Source organism: Eggerthia catenaformis OT 569 = DSM 20559 (assembly GCF_000340375.1).
Classification (GTDB): domain Bacteria; phylum Bacillota_I; class Bacilli_A; order Erysipelotrichales; family Coprobacillaceae; genus Eggerthia; species Eggerthia catenaformis.
Window position 1 is genome coordinate 286,086 of sequence record NZ_KB446646.1, and the last position, 22,011, is coordinate 308,096.

At 30.2% G+C, this 22,011-nt stretch carries 19 protein-coding genes; 12 read left to right on the forward strand and 7 right to left on the reverse strand.

Annotated elements, in window-relative coordinates; all coding sequences use genetic code 11:
* Positions 1 to 92: 92 nt before the first annotated feature.
* The 5 genes from HMPREF9943_RS01335 to HMPREF9943_RS09620 form a co-directional block, all read right to left on the reverse strand.
* The gene (locus HMPREF9943_RS01335) at positions 93 to 3,533 is read right to left on the reverse strand and encodes a UvrD-helicase domain-containing protein (RefSeq protein WP_004801332.1); all 3,441 of its coding nucleotides are present in this window, start codon (positions 3,531 to 3,533) and stop codon (positions 93 to 95) included.
* Positions 3,533 to 6,133: a PD-(D/E)XK nuclease family protein gene (locus HMPREF9943_RS01340; RefSeq protein WP_004801333.1), complete on the reverse strand. Its 2,601-nt coding sequence runs from the start codon at positions 6,131 to 6,133 to the stop codon at positions 3,533 to 3,535. The genes HMPREF9943_RS01335 and HMPREF9943_RS01340 overlap by 1 nt, the downstream gene beginning before the upstream one ends.
* A 257-nt stretch (positions 6,134 to 6,390) precedes the next feature.
* Positions 6,391 to 7,158, reverse strand: coding sequence for an NAD(+) synthase (nadE, locus tag HMPREF9943_RS01345; protein WP_004801335.1), 768 nt, complete (start codon positions 7,156 to 7,158; stop codon positions 6,391 to 6,393).
* Between the two features lie 10 nt (positions 7,159 to 7,168).
* Entirely contained in the window at positions 7,169 to 8,185 is a 1,017-nt protein-coding gene (asnA, locus tag HMPREF9943_RS01350) for an aspartate--ammonia ligase (protein ID WP_004801337.1), read from the reverse strand.
* Positions 8,186 to 8,318: 133 nt separating this feature from the next.
* A complete protein-coding gene (locus tag HMPREF9943_RS09620; protein ID WP_004801340.1) occupies positions 8,319 to 8,627 on the reverse strand; it encodes a type 1 glutamine amidotransferase family protein in 309 nt (102 codons plus the stop codon).
* Between the two features lie 169 nt (positions 8,628 to 8,796).
* On the opposite strand from HMPREF9943_RS09620, the gene HMPREF9943_RS01360 reads away from it, so the two are divergent.
* The 11 genes from HMPREF9943_RS01360 to HMPREF9943_RS01410 all read left to right on the forward strand — a co-directional run bounded on the left by HMPREF9943_RS01360 (position 8,797) and on the right by HMPREF9943_RS01410 (position 19,118).
* A complete protein-coding gene (locus HMPREF9943_RS01360) occupies positions 8,797 to 9,126 on the forward strand; it encodes a putative quinol monooxygenase (protein ID WP_004801342.1) in 330 nt (109 codons plus the stop codon).
* A gap of 11 nt (positions 9,127 to 9,137) precedes the next feature.
* Positions 9,138 to 10,622 (forward strand): threonine synthase, encoded by a 1,485-nt coding sequence (thrC, locus tag HMPREF9943_RS01365; protein ID WP_004801344.1) that lies wholly within the window; start codon positions 9,138 to 9,140, stop codon positions 10,620 to 10,622.
* Between the two features lies 1 nt (position 10,623).
* On the forward strand, positions 10,624 to 11,520 hold the full coding sequence (gene thrB / locus HMPREF9943_RS01370) for a homoserine kinase (protein ID WP_004801346.1): 897 nt from the start codon (positions 10,624 to 10,626) through the stop codon (positions 11,518 to 11,520).
* A gap of 54 nt (positions 11,521 to 11,574) precedes the next feature.
* Positions 11,575 to 11,991: an aminoacyl-tRNA hydrolase gene (gene pth2 / locus HMPREF9943_RS01375; protein ID WP_004801347.1), complete on the forward strand. Its 417-nt coding sequence runs from the start codon at positions 11,575 to 11,577 to the stop codon at positions 11,989 to 11,991.
* An 8-nt stretch (positions 11,992 to 11,999) separates the two neighbouring features.
* Positions 12,000 to 12,764 (forward strand): histidinol-phosphatase, encoded by a 765-nt coding sequence (locus HMPREF9943_RS01380; protein WP_004801349.1) that lies wholly within the window; start codon positions 12,000 to 12,002, stop codon positions 12,762 to 12,764.
* Positions 12,765 to 12,990: 226 nt separating this feature from the next.
* A complete protein-coding gene (locus tag HMPREF9943_RS01385; protein WP_004801351.1) occupies positions 12,991 to 13,257 on the forward strand; it encodes a hypothetical protein in 267 nt (88 codons plus the stop codon).
* 114 nt (positions 13,258 to 13,371) lie between these two features.
* Positions 13,372 to 13,638 (forward strand): hypothetical protein, encoded by a 267-nt coding sequence (locus HMPREF9943_RS01390; protein WP_004801352.1) that lies wholly within the window; start codon positions 13,372 to 13,374, stop codon positions 13,636 to 13,638.
* Positions 13,628 to 14,842: a hypothetical protein gene (locus HMPREF9943_RS01395; RefSeq protein ID WP_004801355.1), complete on the forward strand. Its 1,215-nt coding sequence runs from the start codon at positions 13,628 to 13,630 to the stop codon at positions 14,840 to 14,842. Before HMPREF9943_RS01390 ends, HMPREF9943_RS01395 begins: the two co-directional genes overlap by 11 nt.
* Positions 14,839 to 15,708, forward strand: a complete 870-nt coding sequence (locus HMPREF9943_RS01400) for an alpha/beta hydrolase (protein WP_004801357.1) — start codon at positions 14,839 to 14,841, stop codon at positions 15,706 to 15,708. Before HMPREF9943_RS01395 ends, HMPREF9943_RS01400 begins: the two co-directional genes overlap by 4 nt.
* A 12-nt stretch (positions 15,709 to 15,720) precedes the next feature.
* Positions 15,721 to 17,169: a glycoside hydrolase family 1 protein gene (locus tag HMPREF9943_RS01405; RefSeq protein ID WP_004801359.1), complete on the forward strand. Its 1,449-nt coding sequence runs from the start codon at positions 15,721 to 15,723 to the stop codon at positions 17,167 to 17,169.
* Between the two features lie 209 nt (positions 17,170 to 17,378).
* Positions 17,379 to 19,118: an aminopeptidase P family protein gene (locus HMPREF9943_RS01410; protein WP_004801361.1), complete on the forward strand. Its 1,740-nt coding sequence runs from the start codon at positions 17,379 to 17,381 to the stop codon at positions 19,116 to 19,118.
* 46 nt (positions 19,119 to 19,164) lie between these two features.
* Here the strand turns inward: HMPREF9943_RS01410 and HMPREF9943_RS01415 are convergent, their stop codons facing one another.
* Both HMPREF9943_RS01415 and HMPREF9943_RS01420 read right to left on the reverse strand, forming a co-directional pair.
* Positions 19,165 to 19,485 carry a rhodanese-like domain-containing protein gene (locus HMPREF9943_RS01415; RefSeq protein ID WP_004801363.1) on the reverse strand — a complete coding sequence of 107 codons (321 nt, stop codon included), beginning with the start codon at positions 19,483 to 19,485 and terminating at the stop codon, positions 19,165 to 19,167.
* Between the two features lie 52 nt (positions 19,486 to 19,537).
* Entirely contained in the window at positions 19,538 to 20,014 is a 477-nt protein-coding gene (locus tag HMPREF9943_RS01420) for a QueT transporter family protein (RefSeq protein ID WP_004801365.1), read from the reverse strand.
* Positions 20,015 to 20,283: 269 nt separating this feature from the next.
* Here HMPREF9943_RS01420 and HMPREF9943_RS01425 point away from each other — a divergent pair, with 269 nt between their 5' ends.
* Positions 20,284 to 22,005, forward strand: coding sequence for a M3 family oligoendopeptidase (locus tag HMPREF9943_RS01425; RefSeq protein WP_004801367.1), 1,722 nt, complete (start codon positions 20,284 to 20,286; stop codon positions 22,003 to 22,005).
* Positions 22,006 to 22,011 lie beyond the last annotated feature (6 nt).

Consider the following 22,011-nt stretch of genomic DNA (forward strand, 5'->3'; position numbering starts at 1 on the left):
AAGGATGATTAAATAAATGTAAAACTTTATATTACAGCTTTCAAAAGGTGAAATAGAAAAGCAATTAAGAAATTTTCTTTGATTTAATATGTTTATACTTCAACAAGTTTTCCGGTTTCCAAGTAATAAACATATCCTTGTACTTTATAACCAGGATAATAAGCTTTTAATACTTTTTTATAGTATTCAAGCTGTATACGATGTTTATTTACTAAAGCAGAATTACCGGTATGGGGAGTTATACGATCTGTTTTATAATCTAATACAGATACTGTCTGATCTTTAATAAAGACTAAGTCAAAAATACCTTTAATAATTTCATCGTGATCTTTATATAAGAAAGGCTTTTCTTTATAAATAGTATCACTTTCTTTAATAAGTTGATAAGTATCGCTATGAATAAAGGATAGAATATGAGATTTATAATCATTAATTTTTCGGTAATCTTCTTCATTAAAGAAATCCTGATATGAGAGTTTATCTATAATATCTTCATCACTCTTAAAATCTAAGAAAGATAAAACATTATGAACTAAAGTACCTAATGATAATGCATCGGTTCTATTTTTATTGGTAGTATCAAAATATTCAAAATGCTTTTCATCTTCTAAAGCCTGTTTTTTAGTAACCGCAATAGAGCGATGATAATCTTTATAAGGATAAACATAAGAATAATAAGCCTGATAGGTCTGATCAAGAGAATGATCAGACTGAGATGCTAAGCTATGTTGTGAGATTATATCATTTATTTCATAATAATGAAGATGAAAATAAGCAAGTGCTGTTTCATCAGTATTTAAATTCTTGTTTCTTAATACAGAAGCTAGTATCCATTGCAGATAATTATTAGTAGAACGAATAGATTTGTTAAGGATAACTGATGAAGGTTTTGCCGTCTCATCAGTGTCATTTATTTTAACTTTTTTTTCTAAAGAGGCAAGCTGTTCCTGATTATCAATCACACCGGATAAAATTAATTTATTTTCGGCACGAGTTAAAGCAACATAGAGAATACGCATTTCTTCATCTAAAGCATTCTTATGAATATAATGGGCAATCATATGACGATAAGGATTCTCTATTTCAGTTAATATCGGTCCAAATTCACTTTTTTTATAAATACGTGCTTTTGATCCGATACCTACTTCCTTATCTAATAAAATTAATGGTGTTTCATCAGACTTATTAAAGCGTTTTTGAAGATTAGCTACAAAGACAACTTTAAACTGTAATCCTTTAGATTTATGAATAGTCATAAAGCTGACAGAGTTACTGTCATCACTCGCAATAACACCGGGAGCAGCCTGAGTGTTATTTTCCAGCTTAGCTAAAGTATCTTTTAAATAAGGTGATTTATCGTTTCTTAGCAGTTCAGTTAAGGCATCAATATTAGCACTTCTTTGTTCACCATTAATTAAGGCACTCACAAATTCCTGATAAGCAGATAATCTTAATGATTCAATGAGAGTTTCATAAGCATTATGAGAACAGCTATATGTTCTTAAATGTTCAAAAACCTCTAAAAAATGCCGAACTTTTGGTAATGAAGATGACTGTAAGTCAAGATATAATGGTTTCATTGGTTCTGTATACTGTCTGATTCCAAATAATTCATTTTCATTAAATGATGAAAATGAAAAATGATTATGAAGAACAGACAATAAAGAAATATCATCATAAGGATTATGAATAGCTTTTAATAATGCAATTAAAGCTTTAATTTCAGGAGCATCATGAAGACCTTTAGATAAAGTAATGTTTGCAGGTATTTTATATGATTCAAAGACTTTCTTAAAAGTAATAAAATCTGTTGTCGAACGCATTAGTACAGCTATATCTTTATATTCATATGAATTTTTTAATGAAAGAATCTTTTTTGCAATCATATGGGCTTCTATTTCGGCTTTTGTATAAGTATGATCATTATTAGTAACAGCTAAAATAATATCAGTATCATATTCATGATTATCTTTAAGATCCGCTAAAGTTGTATGTTTTGCCTGATAATCATATCTTAATTGTGCATTAGGATCTTCCAGATACTTTAATCCCCCTATCTTTTCATCCATAATACAGTCAAAGATATAGTTGATACAGTCTAATACTGCTTTTTGAGATCGATAATTATATTTTAAGTCAATACGGATATTATGATCATCTTGATTAGATTGCTCTAAAGGTATAAAATGATCAAATTTATATTTAAAAATAGATGGATCAGCCTGTCTAAAACGGTAAATAGATTGTTTCATATCACCAACCATAAACATAGGAATATCCGTATTACCTTGAGCTATCTTAAGTACAAGATTTTCTTGGATCTGGTTAGTATCCTGATATTCATCAATCATAATCTCTTTAAAGAGATTATGAAGCTTGTCTTTCACTTCAGGTTTATCTAATAATTGAGAGGCATAGTCTTCTAAATCATGAAAATCAAGCATATTCTGTTCTTGCTTCTTTTTTCTGAAGACCTCTTGAAATTTTTGTAGTAGCCCATCTTTTCCTAAAAGATAATAGATATCTTTAAATGTATATTGAAGAAGATCCTTAAAATCATCTAATGATACAATAGAAATCTTATCTGATAGTTTTTTTAATGGCTGTAAGACAGCTGATTTAAGTTTTGTGAATGACTCTTTATCTTTTGGAGAGATAGAATAATCTTTCCATGAGATGCGAGGTAGCTTTAAAGGCATATGTAGGATATTCTCGAGATCTTTATAACTATTCACAGATATATGAGTTATATTATCAAAATACTGATCATAAGCTTCTTTAGTACTTAAGCCGTTCTTATCAGTATCAAAGAATGGCTCAATAGAATTTTCCAATACAAACTGATAAAGATTATTATAATTTGATAAAGTTTCATCTAAAGCATCAGAGAATATCTCTTTTATTAATTGAAAAAGGGATGAATCCTCTATCTGATTAAAGGAATAGTATTTCTTATAGATATGAGATAAAAATGTTTCAAAGTCTACAAATGAAGCAGTTACACTATGATAATGTATAATCAGAGATATAAAATTGTCAAAGTGATTATTAATATTATATCTAGAAATATAATCTTGAAATTGGGAGTCTAAAATCCATTTATTTAAGCATTCTTCCATAGCTTCTTTTTGTAATGTTTCAGGTGAAGAAAGTATTTCAAAGCCGGGCATAATATTAATAAGATAGCCATATTTTTTTAATAATTCTGCACAAAATGAATCAAATGTAGTTATATAAGCGGAAGGCAGATCTAAGATCTGCGCTTTAATATGGATCTTAATAGATTCATCAAGTGACTGATCCTTTAGATCCTGATGAAGCTGTTCATTGAGTCTTTGTTTCATTTCCATACCGGCAGCTTCAGTAAATGTAAGTACTAAAAACTCTTTGATTTGATAAAGATCTTTTTTAATAAGATCATCAATTCTTGAAACAAGAATACGTGTTTTACCGCTTCCTGCCGGAGCAGAAACAAGAATAGTTTTGTTTCTCAGTTCAATAGCTTTTCTTTGTTCCTGATTAAAATCTGACATTATTCTGCTCCTTTCAATAAATCTTTTTTATAATCTGATAGAATATCTTTATTTTTATTTTCAAAGACATCATAAAGACACACAGAGGCATAATCACAGTATCTGCAAGCATAGATTTTAGAATATGATGATTCATTGCTTTTAGCCGGATAGATAGAAACATCGCCGGATTTTAACTTGGAATAGAGTTCATTAATATAAGATGTAATCTCATGAATGATCATTTTAAGTTCATATTCTGAAATAATCTTAGAATTTTTTGATGGTGTACCATCTCTTTTAAAAACGGCGGGAATACTATCAGGATCACTGGCATTCATCACCGGATAATCATCTTGATCAATCACATAACCTGTCATCTGATGTGCTTTATAGATGGTATTTGAATCAGGATTATCAGTTAATGATAATTGTTTATTGAGAATCTGTTTTTTCATAGAATAGTAGAGAACACTTCCGGGCTTTAATTGATGCTTTTGAGTATAAAGGTCTAAATAAACAAGCATTTGAATATTAAATCCCTGCATAGCATAAGATAGATTAATATCTTTATTACCTGATTTATAATCAATAATTCTAATGTATTTCTTATACTGATCCAAACGGTCAATATAACCCTGAACAGGTATTTCCCCTAATTTTCCTTTGACTTCCTCTTCATATTGAATAGGTATAAACTTACTGTTATTAAGTTGCTTTAAAACAATCTTTACATTTAATTTCATATCCTCTATTAAATGATCAATTAAATATTGATTTAAAGGATTCTGATATTTATCATTAAGATTCTCAGCAACATACTGATATCCATAATCAGTAAGATGATCATAATCATCTAATGCTTTTTCCATAATATAATGACATAAAGAACCAAGTTCATTAGGTAATAAGCTATCTTCTTTAGAAGGATAAATCTTTAATCCATAACGAATATAATATTGAAATGGACATTGATTATAAATATCCAGTCTTGAAATACTCATACCTTTTCCTAATAAATTTCTGTATTTTTCATCAATCAGACTAGTATTATTATGAGATGCTTTATAGTGATCTATTTCATTATTAATAGGATAATTATCTATTCTTCCTCCTAATAGATATAAAGGAACTGTATGCAACGGAAGCATAGATTTACTCTCTTTAATAATAAAGAACTCATAGAGTCTTTTCATTAATGTAGAAGGCATCAGTTCTTTACCATCCAGACTATTTTGACTATATGAAAAGAAGAATTGTTTATGCGGATTAGATAAAGCATGAATAATATGAAGATGATGTTCTCCCAGTCTTTTGGAAAGACTTAATGGATAATGATTAAGAGATATTAGATCTTCTTCTAATAAAAGACTATTTTCTTGCATCACTTGAGGAACACAACCTTCATTTAATCCCATGAAATAAATATATTTTTTATGAATAGAACAGGCATTCTTAAAAGAAGTTACATGAATAAAATCTCCTGAATCAGTGACTTCTAATTGATTACTTAATGTTTCTTGAATATATAATAATAATTCTTTACTTGAGATAAGATCTTCAAATCTTATAGAATTAAGATAATTGATATAATCTGATGATAAAGATAATTTTAATAATGAATGAATATGATTGTTAAAACTGCATTTAATATCATGAGTATGAAGATAATCTTCTATTCTCTGATAGTTTTCATCATAATAAAATGATTTTTCTGTAGCTATATCATGAGGAAAATCCCATTCATTAAAGATTCTTTTTAAATAATCAAGATACATGGGATCTTCAGCTATAATCATAAAATCATGATAATGAAGCTTTTCTTTATAAAGCTTTTCTTTTATATCACTTGTGACTTTCATACATTCTAATATGGGATGACCGCCAATAAATAAACAAGCCGGTTCTATTTTCTCTACTTCTTCAATATCAAATAAATGTAGTGAAAGAGGAGAAGCGGAAGTATAACTTACATCTCCTAAATAAAAATCTTTCTGATAGCTTTCTAAATGATCATTATTATCATAACTTAATAAGAGAACAGAATTAAGTTTTTTAAACATATCTCTTTGGATAATGTGAGGATAACTATCTGCTAGGATATATAAAGAGTTCATAGGTTTTAATAAATCTTCAATCATTTCTTCATAAGTGATAAATGTATGATTATCTAATGCTTTCATAAGCAAATTATTTATTTCTGAGAGTTCCTGACATTTTCTTATTGTGAGTGAATCTCCTTGTATTTTATCAAATGATATCTTTTCCTGATGAATTATTTCTATTGTATGCATGATTTCTTTAAGCAAAGGATAGGGATTTGTATTAAGTTTAAAGAAACTGAAGGAATGATTGGAAAGAATAGAACGTAAAAGATATAAGAAATCTGTTTTTGGTAATAGATGACGATTAAAAATATGATTCTTAATAAGAAGATCTTTCTGAAATTCTCTAAGTGTCTTAATTTCAATATTCATTAAGATATCTGTATGTTCAAAGAAAATATCTTCTACAAACTCTTTATTTTCAGTAATGATAGTAACAGGTTCCTCTTTATTGACGATCTCACCGGCAAGAGTATACAGTTTACTATGAATATCAATTCCTGCAAGTATTTTCATAAGTGCCTCCATTTTCTTTATTATAAGCTAAAAAGAAAATAAAAAAAAGAGTCACTAAGACTGCTTGTATTGTAAAAAAATAATAAAGATCTTTAGCAGTAAAGGTAGGGTTAGGATCTCTTTATCAGATTGAATACAATAGTAATAAAAGTAAATTTTTCTGTGTTATAAACAGATTTATTACAAATTATAACTTTATCCTTATCATTTAAAAAGAAAGATTGATTATAATCTTTCTTTGATTTTTGAATAAAATTTTATCTGTTTAATTTAAAGCTTGGCATAAGTTTTAGTTTATGAAGATTAATGGTATGAAGATGATCTATACGTTTTTTTGTTTGTTCATCTTCGCATTCACCTGTTAGGATATAATGATCAAGAGTTTGATAAGTAAATCCCAGTTTATCTTCATCACTCTGATTGCTTAATCCGTCACTTGGCACTTTATGTACCAGATAATCAGGTAATCTCAATATTTCTCCTAACTGTAAGACTTCATGAACTAATAAGTTCGAAAGAGGAGAGAAGTCTCCGGCAGCATCGCCGTATTTCGTAGAATAGCCTACATAATCTTCTGATCTATTACATGTATTCACAATACGACCTCCATGAGGAAGCATTTGAGCTACTGCATAGAGTGTTGTCATACGAAGTCTGGGTGGAAGGTTAATTCTTGTATCATCAGATAAGGTATCTAAATGGGTTATTTCCTTAAGTTTATCATTGCTTTCAAGCATATGCTGCATACCTAAGAAAGCTTCATTAATATTACATTCTATATAAGGAATATCAAGAGTTCTGACTAAGCTTCTAGAATCTTCTATATCTTTTTGGATACCATTAGGCATGAGGACTCCAAGAACTCTTTCTTTACCTAGAGCTTCTTTCATAAGAGCGGCAGCTACACTGGAGTCCTTGCCTCCTGAAATACCAATGACAGCTGTACATTCCGGACCATTCTCTTTAAAGTAATTTCGGATCCAAAGAATTATTTCTTTTTTTGTCTGTTCTGGATTTTTTAGCATTTTTAATCTCCTATAAGATATGAACATCTTTTTCTTCACAAATCTTCATTGTTTCATCATCCCATAATGAAGCCTGTACTTCACCAATATGACATTTTCTTAAAAAGAACATACAAATTCTGCTTTGTCCAATACCTCCACCAACAGATAATGGCAGTACTTTATTGATAATATTCTGATGATAAGGCAATTTGAGTCTTTCCATAGCATCAGCTTTTTCTAACTGTTCTTTTAAGCTTACCTCATCAACTCTAATACCCATAGACGATAATTCTAAAGCATCATCTAAGACTGTATTATAGACAAGAATATCACCATTTAATGACCAGTCATCATAATCCGGTGCTCGTCCATCATGTTTTTCACCGGAAGAGAGAACATCACCGATCTTTTCTATACATACGGCTTTATAAGCTTTTACGATGGCTTTTTCTCTTTCTTTTGGAGTTAATTCAGGATAAAGATTTTCTAACTGCTGAGTAGTAATAAATTTAATCTTTTCAGGAAGAATAGGATCTCCTAATCCCGGATAATGTCTAATCATTGTAAATTCTACATCTAATAAAGCTTTATATATTTTCTTAACAGTATCTTCAAAAAATTTTATATTACGATCTTCTTTATCAATAACCATTTCCCAGTCCCATTGATCAACATATAAAGAATGAACATTATCTAATTCTTCATCTTTTCTAATCGCATTCATATCTGTATACAAACCGGTATGCGGTTCAAAACGGTATCTATATAAAGCATCTCTCTTCCATTTTGCGAGTGAGTGAATAATTTCAATTTCATCATCATTATTCAGCTCATAGCTTTTAAAAGAAACAGGTGTTTCTACACCATTTAAATTATCATTTAATCCTGTGTTTTTTAATAAGAATAAAGGTGCTGACACACGTGTTAATCTTAACTGTTCAGCCAGTCTTCTCTCAAAAGTATCTTTTATCATTTTAACCGCAACTTCAGTTTCTATAAGATCTAATGGAGACTGATAGTTCTCAGGTATTTGAAGCTTACTCATAATAACTCCCCCTAATAATATACTTATCATCATATAAGCAATTCTATCTAATTTCAATCATTTTCTATTGTTTTCAATGAAAACTAATAATATTTCTTAGCAAATTCCTGCATAATCAGTCCTTCAATAATCATTAACTATAAGGATGAGCTATCTGATCAGGATATCTTAAGGTTGTATAAATATGTTTGCCCGGCATTAATAAATCAAGTTGCATATTAAAAGCGGCTTCCTGAGCTTTTAATAATCCAAAAACCGCAATTTTAAATGTTATAGGATAAGGTGTAGCAGATCCTACTGGAGTGATCAGATTTTCATCATGAATAAATTGACCGCTAAGCAGTCTCTCTTCATAACCATGATAATCGGTTACTTTTTTTCCTTTAATAATATCTGTTTCTTCTAATAAGAGTGTACCTGAACACATATCTGCAACAATCATTGTTTCACTTTCTTTATAAGTATCCTCTTTTTATTTATATTATTAAAGGTCTTATGATAAATAGCTAGTCTTTTCCAAAATATGGAAATATGTATGATTGCTTTTAAACAGAAAATAATACTGACATAAAGAGGGGAATTTGTTATAATTTGGGAAAGGAGATAGACATATGAAAATAACAGTAAATATCTATTATACAGGTACTAATGGAAATGCTCGTAAGTTTGTAAGTGAGATGGAATCAAGTGGAATTGCTGATAAGATCAGGCAAGAAGAAGGGAATCTGCGTTATGATTATTTTTATTCTGCTAAAGATAAAGAAACAGTTTTATTGATTGATAGTTGGAAAGATCAGAAATCTATTGATGTGCATCACCAATCTCCAATGATGAAGGATATTATTTTATTAAGGGATAAATATAATCTCCATATGACAGTAGAACGTTATCATGAAGATGTAGATGGAATACCTGATAGAGACCGAGAATTTATTAGATAAAGGAATGGATTATGGATAAGTTATATAAGAGTACAAGAGGAAAACAAAAGCCTATTGATTTTTATACGTCTATTTTACAAGGATTAGGTGATGACGGAGGATTATTGGTTCCTGATTTCGACTTTGAAAAGAAGAACTTAAAAGATTTAAAAAATCTTAATTATGTTGATTTAGCAACTGAGATTATCAGCAGTTTTACAGATGAGTCCGGTAAAGAAGATATCAGATCATTGATTCATAAAGCTTATAATACAGGCTTGTTTGATGAAGAAATTGTACCTGTCAAAAAGGCCGGTGATCTTTATGTCTGTGAATTATTTCATGGTCAAACCGCCGCTTTTAAAGATATGGCATTATCTTTACTGCCTCATTTTATGACCTATTCTTTACAACAGAAAGGTGAGAAAAGAGATGTAATGATTTTGGCTGTTACTTCCGGAGATACCGGTAAAGCTGCTTTAGAAGGATTTAAGAATGTTAAGGGAACGGAGATTAAAGTTTTTTATCCTCTTGATGGTGTTTCTAAGATTCAGAAGCAGCAGATGGTTACTACAACAGGAGATAATGTTGAAGTTATCGGGATTAGAGGTAATTTTGATGATGCTCAAAGAGCAGTTAAAGAAGCTTTTTCTTCACCGACATTAAAAGATCTTTGTGAGAAGCATCATGTTTTTTTATCTAGTGCCAATTCTATTAATATCGGGCGTTTACTGCCTCAGATTGTCTATTATTTTTATGCCTATTTTTCTTTAGTTAATGATCAGGTGATCAAGTTAGGTGAAAAAATAAACTTTACTGTTCCATCAGGTAATTTTGGTAACTGTCTGGCAGGATGGATCGCAAAAGAGATGGGTCTTCCTGTTCATCGGTTTATTATTGCCTCTAATAAAAACAATATATTAACTGATTTCTTTAAGACAGGTCTTTATGATATTAGAAGAGAGTTTTTTAAGACAAATGCTCCGGCTATGGATATTCTTGTTTCCAGTAATTTAGAGAGACTGATTTATTTTATGAGTCATCGAGATGCTTTAAAGATTCATGAATATATGAAAGAGCTTAATGAAACAGGTATTTATAGAATAGACGAAGAATTACTAAAGGATATTCAAAAAGAATTTCAAGCTAATTATTTAGATGAGAATGAAATTCTTGATATAATCAGGTTATGTTTTAATAAGTATCATTATTTATTAGATACTCATACAGCTGTTGGTTATGGAGTTTATTTAAAATATCGTAAAGAAACAAATGATACTGTTAAAACAATCTTATTATCAACAGCTTCTCCTTATAAATTTCCGGAATCTGTTTATGAAGCATTAACCGGTGAAAAGAAAGATGTTTATGAAGCTATTGATCAATTATATGAAGAGACCGGCATTATGATTCCTGAACCATTAAAAAATATGAAAGATAAAGAAATTCTGCATCAAGGAATAATCAATAAAGAGGATATACTAAGTTTTATTGGGGAAAGAATAGAGGAACATTAGGATGTATGTAAGAATAAGAGTTCCTGCTACAAGTGCTAATTTAGGTCCGGGATTTGATGCGGCAGGATTGGCAGTGACTTTATATAATACTTTTGTCTTTGAATTATTAGAAGAAGAAAAGCTGGAAATAAAAGGCTGTCCTGCTCAGTTTGCGAATGAGAATAATATGACATATCAGGCTTTCTTACAGGCAGCCGGTCATATCGGTTTATCATTTAAAGGTCTACAAATAACAACATCAGGAGATGTTCCTTATACAAGGGGTTTAGGATCATCTTCTACTTGTATTGTTGCCGGTATTGTAGGGGCTTATGCTTTTTTAGACAGACAGGAAGAGAGACAAGATATATTGAATCTGGCAACTGCTATAGAAGGGCATCCGGATAATGTAGCACCGGCTATTTTTGGCGGAATGACTGTTTCAGTCATGAAAGAAAATCAAGTTACAACACTGAATATTCCTGTTAAGCATGATTATCGTTATATTGCCTTAATTCCTCCTTTTACTCTCTCTACTGAGAAAGCACGTGCAGTATTACCGGATAAAGTTTCCAGAAGTGATGCAATCACAAATGTCTCTCATTTAGCCTTAATGGTGGCATCTATTATTAATGGTTATGATGAAGGACTTAAATTAGGATTTAAAGATAAGCTTCATCAGCCTTATCGTGGCAAATTAATTGAGAATTATTTTCCGATTATGGAGGTATTAGAAAAAGATCCTCATATTATAGGTGCTTATCTGTCAGGTGCAGGACCAACTATTATGGCTATTATTAAAGCAGATGATGATAAAGGCGTAGTCAGATTAAAAGAAGAATTAGGTGATTTGATTAAAGGATGGAAAGTAGAAAAATTAGAACTAGATACAAGAGGTTATACTTGTGATTTTCTATAATAGGTTTAAAATGTAGGAGCAGTATCCTGCATTTTTTTATGAGGGGGATTCATTATGTATGTATCAAAACAAATGATTGTGATGAGAAGAGATTTAAAGATGAGAAAAGGAAAGATTGCAGCTCAGGCTTCTCATGCTTGCATAGAAGCTGTTTTAAAGGCTTTAAAGAAAGAAGATTTATTAAATGATATTGAAGTAGAGAATAGTCATATTATTATAGATAGTCATAAAAAAACATCTTTAACAGAATGGTTTGATAAAGGTGTGGCTAAGATCTGTGTTTATGTAGATAGTGAAGAAGAGTTGTTAGATATTCATCAGAAAGCTTTATCACAAGGTATTATCAGTGCTTTAATACAGGATGCCGGATTTACTGAATTTCACGGTGAGCCTACTTATACCTGTTTAGCTCTTGAACCATTAGAAAAAGGGCTTGCTGATAGCCTGACAGGCCATCTGCCGCTTTATTAGGAGGGACTATGAAGAAGAATTATCATACTCATACAATCAGATGTCATCATGCGATAGGAACAGAAGAGGAGTATATTCATCAAGCGATAGATGCCGGATTTGAATTACTGGGATTCTCTGATCATACACCTTGGCATTATGAATCAGGATTTCATCCGATTATGCGTATGGAAGAATCACAGCTGGAAGATTATGTACATACCATCAGATCATTAGAACAGAAATATAAAGATCGAATTACTATTAAATGTGGTTTGGAAGCTGAATATTTCAGTGATAAAATGCCTTGGCTTATTAATAAAACAAAAGAATATCAGATAGATTATTTAATACTGGGACATCATTATGATCAAAGTGATGAAACAGGGATGTATTATGGTTTTCCATTAAAGTCTTACAGTGAAGTAAAGAAATATACTGCACAGGTATTGGAAGCTATGGATACAGGATTATTTAGTTATTTAGCACATCCTGATGTTGTTATGTATCATCAGAAAGATAAAAAGAGTCTCTTAGAATTAGAAAAAATATGTATTAAGGCCAAAGAAATAGATATGCCCTTAGAATTTAATATGCTGGGTTATCTTACTAATAGGCATTATCCCAGTATTCCTTTTATAGACTTATGTAAAAAGCATCATAATAAGATTATTCTGGGAGTAGATGCTCATGATCCTTCAATGCTTAATAATCAGAATACTTTTTTATTAGTAGAAAAGAAACTGAAAGAAGAAGGATTAGAAGTTACTGACGAGATTAAGTATTTAAGATAAAATTAATCTTATTGTGAATGTATTGACTTATTAATTATAATGTGAGATTATTTCTTTAATAGAAAGGGTTTTCAAAGATATTTTAAAAGGTGGAGATTATGAATACTAGTAGAGTTCTTTTATTTGAGGTACTGCTCTGTTTTTCTGTAGTGTGTCTATATAGAGCCTAAAATTTGTTTTTTAGGAATATAGACATATTCAGCTAATAGAAAAGGAGGTTAATTATATGAATAAGAAGAATTATTTATATCATTTCTTTTTTGAAAAAATAGAGAAACCACGACATGTTAAAGTTATACTAGCTATATTAACAGTATTTATAATCTTTTGCCTGGTATTTTCAATTGTAGCTTATATAAATCCGGACTATCATATATCACCAGTATTATTTATTGTGATTCTTTGTTTTCCATTTTTTGCTCTTTTGACTTTAGTTTTTCTTTTATCTAAGTCAATCGAATATGATTACAAGAAGTATATGAAAGATAAATAGATTTTTTAATCAGAGGATTGCCTTTAAGCAATCCTTTATTTTTTATAAAATTAAGTATTTAAGATAGTCAAGAAAGAATCTTTTGATTATAATGATAATACAGGAGGACTTTTTATGGATCATATTACAGAAATTGATAAAGAACCTTATTTTGATCATTGTCTTGAACTGGTAAAAGAAATAATGAAAGAACAGAATTACTCTCTTTTAGAAGAAGAATATAAAGATTTAACTATAGAAATTATGGATACATCTGTCTTTTCGGGAGGAGATTATGATGATGAAAATATTATATTTTATGCGAATGAATATATTAAAAATAATTTTCTATCAAGATTTAAAATGATCAGAGATAAGGATGTGAATCCTAGTGACTATTAATAAAGAAACTATTGAGAGATATCAACAGGAGCATCCTCATAAGAAGAAAGGGAAATATAAATTTAAATGTGCTTATCGCAGTAATGAATCGGAGTTTAAGTGTATTTATTATATTATTGATGATACTTTAAGGACAGCAGAAATCTTTGTAGATATTAATATTACTGATGAGATAGATGTTAAGTTTTCGGAAAAGATTAGTCAGGATGAAAAGGATTGTATTATTGATAATATATTAGATCTTATTTTATTAAGAGAACAGTATCCATCACTATTACATTATTCATTGTATTCTCAATATATTGAATCATCCGATAGAGAAACTTTTTCTTTATTACCGATGGATTATATGGATATCTTAGGATATATTAAATATCATCAGGGGATTAGTCAGAAGACCATTGATTTGTTTTATGATATTTTCATGCCTGCTATTAATAGATTAAAAGATGATAAGAAATATAAGAATTATTTAGCTTCAATAGTTTTGTTGTTTAATACTATTAATTATACATATGAGTGGAATTCATCGCATACTAATTATTTAGATTCTGAATATCAATATCATCTTTATTACTTAAGAGTTATTTTAAAAGACTTTTATTCATTGATAGATGATTTTTATGAAGCGGCATCTGATGAAACATTTATGATTATAGAGAATCTTTGTCTAAATCCACGTTTTGCTTTATTTATTATGGTTGATTATATCAAAAATCTTTTAAAGCCCTCAGAAAACCAAGATGCTCTTTATCAGATGCTTAAAAATAAATATCATTTTAGTGATGATAAAGAAGATAAAAATTATAATCTGATTTATGCTTATTTATCTGCGATCTATAGACAGAATCATGAAAAGTATAGAATAACAGTTAAAGAAATACTAAGAGAAGTTATCAAGGTTGGTATTACTTATGTAAATTATGACTTAGATCTTGCTTTAGGAAATGCTTTCTTAAAAAGTGAAGGTCATGAATTACTGATAGATATTTTTGAAGAAGATTATAATACTTTCTTATTTAATGTATTTACTATTGAATCTTTGCCGGAAGAGTTAAAAAATGAAGTCAGAGAGAAGCTGTGTCAGGCAGTTGTCTTTTTTGCCGGCAGAATGGATAATGAGAAGTTTAGGATGAGTTCATTAGAACAGATTACTAATATTAATAGGCTATTATTAGATAATTATCGGGGGTGGTATCAATGAAAGTAAATAAAAAGCTTATAGTATTAACCGCAATAGGAACATCTGCTTATATTTATAAGAGAGTCAGTGATTATACACATGATATGCTTTATCGTTATTCTATTGTTAGAAATGAATTACAGGATAATTATACAAAGATTGTACGTTTAAGAAATCATGATGGATTAATTATTTGCGGTTATTTATATGAAAGAGGTCCCGGTCATAAAACAATTATTATGATGCATAGATTCTTGGAAGACAGTACCTCATTAATAAATGAGATTAATTACTTTAAAGAACATACCGATGCTAATATATTGGCAGTAGATGCAAAAGCACATGGCTTAAGTGATGGCTATCATCGAGGTTTCGGCTATGAAGATATCACCGATTTAATGTTGTGGAATAGATATATTTTAAAAAGATATGGGCAGGATCATAAGATTTTAATGTATGGACAAGGCTTGGGTGCTTCTTGCATTTTAATGTGTGCTAATAAAGGTAAACTAAAAAATGTAGAAGCTATTATTTCTGATGGAGCATGTGCTGATACCGGGGATTATTTAGTGAAGCATTGTTTTAAGAAGACAGCTATCCCGGGTTTTATTTCTTATCCTATTATTAAAAGAATGATTAGAAACGAAATTGATTGTAATCTTTCTGTTATGACACCTATGAATCATATAGAAGATAATAAGATTCCTACATTATTTATACATTCTCGTATGAATAAGGATGTTCCATTAGAAGATGTTTTTACTCTTTATAATCATGCACAGTGTGAAAAAGAATTATTTCCGGTTAAAGAAGCTTATTTCTATACAATGAAAGATAATGAATATGCTCAAACACTTATATCATTTATCAATACTTATTTTAAATAAAGGAGGAACTCTATGTATTTTAAAGAATTAAAAGGTTTTCCTAAAGATTTTTTATGGGGAAGTGCCAGTGCCGCCTATCAGGTAGAAGGAGCATGGAATGAAGATGGAAAAGCACCATCTGTATGGGATTATTTTGTAAGAATTCCGGGTAAGACATTTAAAGCAACTACCGGTGATAAAGCGGTTGATCATTATCACCATTATCAAGAAGATGTTCGCTTAATGGCTGAAATGGGATTAAAGACTTATCGTTTTTCTATTGCTTGGACAAGAATATATCCGCAAGGTAATGGAGAAGTTAATGAAGCGGGATTAGTCTTTTATGATCATCTTATTGATGAATGTCTATCTTATGGTATTGTACCAATGGTGACAGTCTATCATTGGGATCTTCCACAGGCATTAGAAGATCAGTATCATGGCTGGGAAAATAGAAGAATTGTAGATGATTTTGTAAACTATGCAGTAACTCTTTTTAAAAGATATGGAGACAGAGTCAAACACTGGATTATCTTAAATGAACAGAATGTCTTTACTGCTCATGGCTGGATGCTTGCCAGTCATCCGCCGGGAAAATCAAATGATATGAAAATGTTCTATCAGGTGAATCATCATGCTTTTTTAGCACATGCTAAAGCTGTATTAGCTTTAAAAGAACTTTATCCGGATGCCAAGGTAGGGTCATCATTTGCTTATACACCGGGCTATGCTTATTCAGATAAGCCTGAAGATGCTATGGCAGCTTTAGATTATAATGATTTACAATGTTTTTATTGGATGGATGTTTATGCCTATGGGCGTTATCCTAAAGCATCAATGGCTTATTTAGAATCATTAAAACTGACACCTGATATAAAAGCAGGAGATCTGGATATCTTTAAACAGGCGGCTTCTAAAGTAGATTTCATGGGTATTAATTATTATCAGACGGCTGATGTAGAATATAATCCTATTGATGGTATTCATAATATGAATGGAGAAAACAATACCGGTGAAAAGGGAACAAAGCCGATAACCGGTGTTGCCGGTCTTTACAAGAATCCACAGAATAAGAATCTTCCTGCTACTGACTGGGACTGGACGATTGATCCTATGGGATTAAGATATGCCTGTCGTATTATTACATCTCGCTATGACTTGCCAATTATTATTTCAGAGAATGGGTTAGGGGCTTTTGATAAGCTTGAAAATGGACAAATTCATGATCCGTATAGAATATCTTATTTAAAGAGTCATATTGAAGAATTAAAGAAAGCTGTTGATGATGGGTGTGAAGTTTTAGCTTATTGTACATGGTCATATACTGACTTATTAAGCTGGCTGAATGGCTATCAGAAAAGATATGGCTTTGTTTATATTGATCGAGAAGAAGATGAAAATTCGGGTACATTAAAGCGTATACCTAAAGATTCTTATTACTGGTATAAGCAGGTCATTGAAACAAATGGAGAAGAACTTTAATACTTTTAAAAGAAGTTATTAGAATAAAAAATGTATCTTAGAGTTATTTTATTAACGCCGATATTTCCGGGATTTGGATAATGACTATAACTCTGTTAAAATAGAAAATAAAGATTAAAAAAGAATTCTATTCTTATGATAGAGTTCTTTTTAATCAATATGTTATAATCCTTTTATGAATCAATTATCAAAAAGCGGGAGGTATAAAGATGAAAGAATTACAGAAACTATTAAAATTAAATCAGATTAAATATTATATTGTTCCTACTGATGATGACCATCAAAGTGAATATGTAGGAGATTATTATCAATTTAGAAGTTACTTATCAGGGTTTGATGGCAGTGCAGGAACATTGCTTGTTGGCTGGGATAAAGCTTATTTATGGACTGATGGACGTTATTTCTTACAGGCAGAAAGACAGCTTAATCCGGATATTCAGTTAATGAAGATGGGTGATGAGAAGACACCATCATTATTAGAATTTTTAGCTGATAATATCTCAGAGAATGATATATTAGGATTTGATGCTAAAGTGATGAGAACATCGCTTATTTTAGAATTACAGAAGAAACTGGATTTTTCTTTAAGATTTAAAGATATTGATTTTTCATATATTTGGAAAGATAGACCTGAAAAAAGTCATGAAGAAGCTATGATTTATGATATTCAATATCATGGCAGAAGCACTTTAGAGAAGTTGGAAGATATTCGAGAATATATGAGTTCTAATGATTGTGATTTTCATATTGTCAGCAGTTTAGATGATATCGCGTGGATATTTAATATCAGAGGAAGTGACATTACATATTGTCCGACAGTATTATCTTTTGCGATTATCGGACAAGAGAAGGCTTCTTTGTATTTACAGAAAGGTACATATGATGAGCAGTTTATAGAGGTATTTAAAAAGATTAAAGTATCTATTAAAGATTACGATTCTATTTATGATGATGTCTCTAAATTAGGAGGTACGGTATTATGTGACTTTAATCGTATGAATTATGCATTATATGACTCTATTGAGGCTAAAATAGTAAATAGTGATAATCCCAGTCAGTACTTTAAAGCTATTAAAAATGATATTGAAATTAAGAATACTAAGAAGGCTCATATTAAAGATGGTGTTGCAGTCACAAAATTTATGTACTGGCTTAAAAATGAAGCGGAGAATGAAACTGAATTAAGTATTCAGGAGAAACTTCTTTCTTTTAGAAAGAAACAGAAATTATTTATGCAGCCTTCTTTTGCGACAATATGCGGTTATAAGGATCATGGGGCTATTGTTCATTATCATAGTACTGAAGAAACAAATGTGATTGTAAAGAAGGAAGGACTTTTATTAATTGACAGTGGCGGTCAGTATCTAGATGGAACAACCGATATTACAAGAATGTTTGTAATGGGAGATTTGACAGATAGAGAACGAAGAGATTTTACTTTAGTATTAAAGGGTTTTCTTAATTTAATGCATGCTGAATTCTTATATGGTACAAATGGAACACAATTAGATATATTGGCACGTATGCCGTTAGCTCGTTATGGATTGGATTTTAGGCATGGGACAGGTCATGGAATAGGACATTTCTTAAATGTCCATGAAGGACCGCAAAGTATCAGACCTAGAAATCTTAGTGGAACACCTATAGCTTTTGAGGCAGGCATGATTACCAGTGATGAACCGGGCGTTTATATTGCAGGAAGTCATGGTATTAGGCATGAAAATGAATTATTATGTGTCAACTTAGAAAAGAACGAATATGGGCAATTTATGGGCTTTGAAACAATTACCTATGTTCCTATTGATTTAGATGGAGTAGATATTTCATTACTTAATGAAGAGGAAAAAAACTGGCTTAATGAATATCATCAAATGGTTTATGATAAGATTCATACTCATCTAACAAAAAAAGAGGAGCAGTGGCTAAAACACTATACAAGAAAAATTTAAGAGAAGCTCATTATAAGCTTCTCTTTTATATAGATAAAAACAGTCTCTATTTAGAGACTGTTTCCTGATAAAACTGAATACCGCCAATATTCTTTATATGAGAATATCCTTTTCTTTTTAAAATCATACAGGCTTCCTCACTTCTCGCACCGGAAAAGCAATAAAGAAATAAAGGGATATTTTTATTTTCTATTCTTTGTTCAATAGAATTTTCAATAACAGATAAAGGAATGTTCATACTGTTAGGAATATGTCCTTCGCTGTATTCATCTTCTTCTCTAACATCAATTAATACCGCCGGAGAAGTACTCTTATATTCTTTCATACCTTCTTCCATTTGTTTTATATACTGATCAAATACACTCATCTTCTATTTCTCCTTACTAATATTTTAATAAAGATAAGAGAGATGTCAAAGATTATGATTTGATATATTTTATAAATGTTTCATTCTTTTGGACACATGTAAAAATGATGGCACCAATAACTAATACAGCAAATTCACCTGCAAAGACTGATGCGGCTGATGCAATAAATGGAAGACCTAAAGCAAACTTTAATTCTAATCCGACAATAACCCCATTGATTAATCCTCCAACTAAAGCAGCTAAATATTTGTTGTCCAGTTTCCACATTGCGATTACTGCGAGTAATGTCGCAAATGTTCCAAAGACCATATCAAATGCACCTAAACCGGATGGAATATTTGCGATTAGACATCCTAATACCAATCCGGGAATATAATCTTTATTATAGAATGCTAAAAAGATCATAATTTCTGATATTCTCATTTGTATGCTGCCATATGAAATGGGGGCAAGCAAGATAGTAAAAGCGGCATACACTGCTGCTATAATTGCATTTAAAGCAATCATTTTTGTGTTTAGTTTTTTCATTGTTTTCTCCTTTAAAATTTTTTGGAGCCAAATAAAAAGATGACAGAGCCATCTCAAAAATTCTTCTTAAGAGTTTTTTATACTGGGTTTTGGCTCATGAACCAGTGTTCCTAATATAACATATTCATTCATTATATGCAAACTCATTATTTTATATATTTCCCAAGAAATAATAGAAATTCAATTGGTGATTTTTTACTGAATTTAAGAAAATCAAATACATTATCATAAGATATTATTTTATGGTATAGTCATAGAGAGGTGAGATTATGGATAGATGGAATTTAGATAAGTTATATAAGGGTTTTGATCAGAGTTTTTTAAATGATCTGGATCATTTAAAAGAAAGGTATGAATCATTATCTCAATATAGAACTTCTGATAGTGAAGAAGCATTAGAGAAATATATTCTTAATAAAAGGGAAGCAGATATGTTATATGAGAAGCTATCCTGCTTTATTATGCTGACAATGTCAGCTGATACAAATAATACTACCGCAAAGAAATATTATGATCAGTTAAATAGAATGATGGCAGAATTAGTATCTCTAGAGACTTTAAATAATCAGTGGATTTCTTCTTTTAATTTAGATTGTATAAATAGTCCTCTTATTAATGAGCATCTCTATATTTTAAAAGAGATAAAGAATAATATGAAATATGTATTATCAGAAGATAAAGAAACAATTATAGCTCATATGAGGAATACAGGATCATATGCCTGGACTCAATATAAAGATCAGATTATTGCTTCTATTAAGGTAACTATTGATGATCAGATATATCCTTTAACTGAAGTATTAAATATGGCTTATAGTGATGATTCATCACTTAGAAAGAAAGCCTATGAAGCTGAGATAAATGCTTATAAGGATTATGAGGATAGTATTGCCCAATGTCTTAATGGTATTAAGGGAGAAACTCTTTATTTATCAAAATTAAGAGGCTATCAGGATGTTGTTATGGAATCATGTATAAAATCAAGATTAAAAAGAGAAACACTGGATACATTACTTTTAGTTATTAGAAAGAATTTAAATGTGTTGAGAGATTTCTTAAAGCTTAAAGCAAATATTCTGGGATATTCAAATGGTCTTCCATGGTATGATATGTATGCTCCTATAGTGAATGATACAAAAGAATATTCTTATCAGGAAGGATGTCAGAAAGTATTAAAGCACTTCTATTCTTTTAGTACCCATTTAGGAGATTTTGCCAGGAAAGCAATAGATGAACACTGGATAGATGTTTATCCAAGAGAAGGAAAGACAGGAGGTGCTTTCTGTGAGAACATTATATCTATTAAAGAAAGCAGATTCTTATTGAATTATGGAAATCATTTTTCTGATATTATAACGTTAGCTCATGAATTAGGACATGGATTTCATGGTGAATGTCTTAAAAATGAATCTATCTTAAATACACACTATCCTATGCCTATTGCTGAAACGGCTTCTACTTTATGTGAAACAATAGTTGCGAAAAAAGCTATTAAAGAGGCATCTAGAGAGACTGCTATTACAATATTAGAGAATTCATTAATGGATGCGACTCAGGTTATTGTAGATATTTATTCTCGTTTCTTATTTGAATATAAAGTTTTTGAAAAGAGAAAAAAAGGACCCTTATCAGCGAAAGAATTATGTGATACTATGCTTGAATCTCAAAAAGAAGCTTATAGTGATAGTATAGATCCACAGTATTTTCATCCTTATATGTGGACATGGAAACCACATTATTATGATCCGGATTATTCATTTTATAATTATCCTTATGCTTTTGGATTACTTCTGGCAAAAGGACTATACGCATTATATGTAAAAGATCATTCTTTTTCTAAAACTTATGAATCTTTTTTAGCTATGACCGGAAAGAATGATTTAGAAGATGTTTGTCAAACACTTAATATAGATTTATCTTCTGAATCATTCTGGCAAAGTTCAATAGATATTATTAAAGAAGATTTCAAACAATTAAAATCAATGTTATAATAGTTA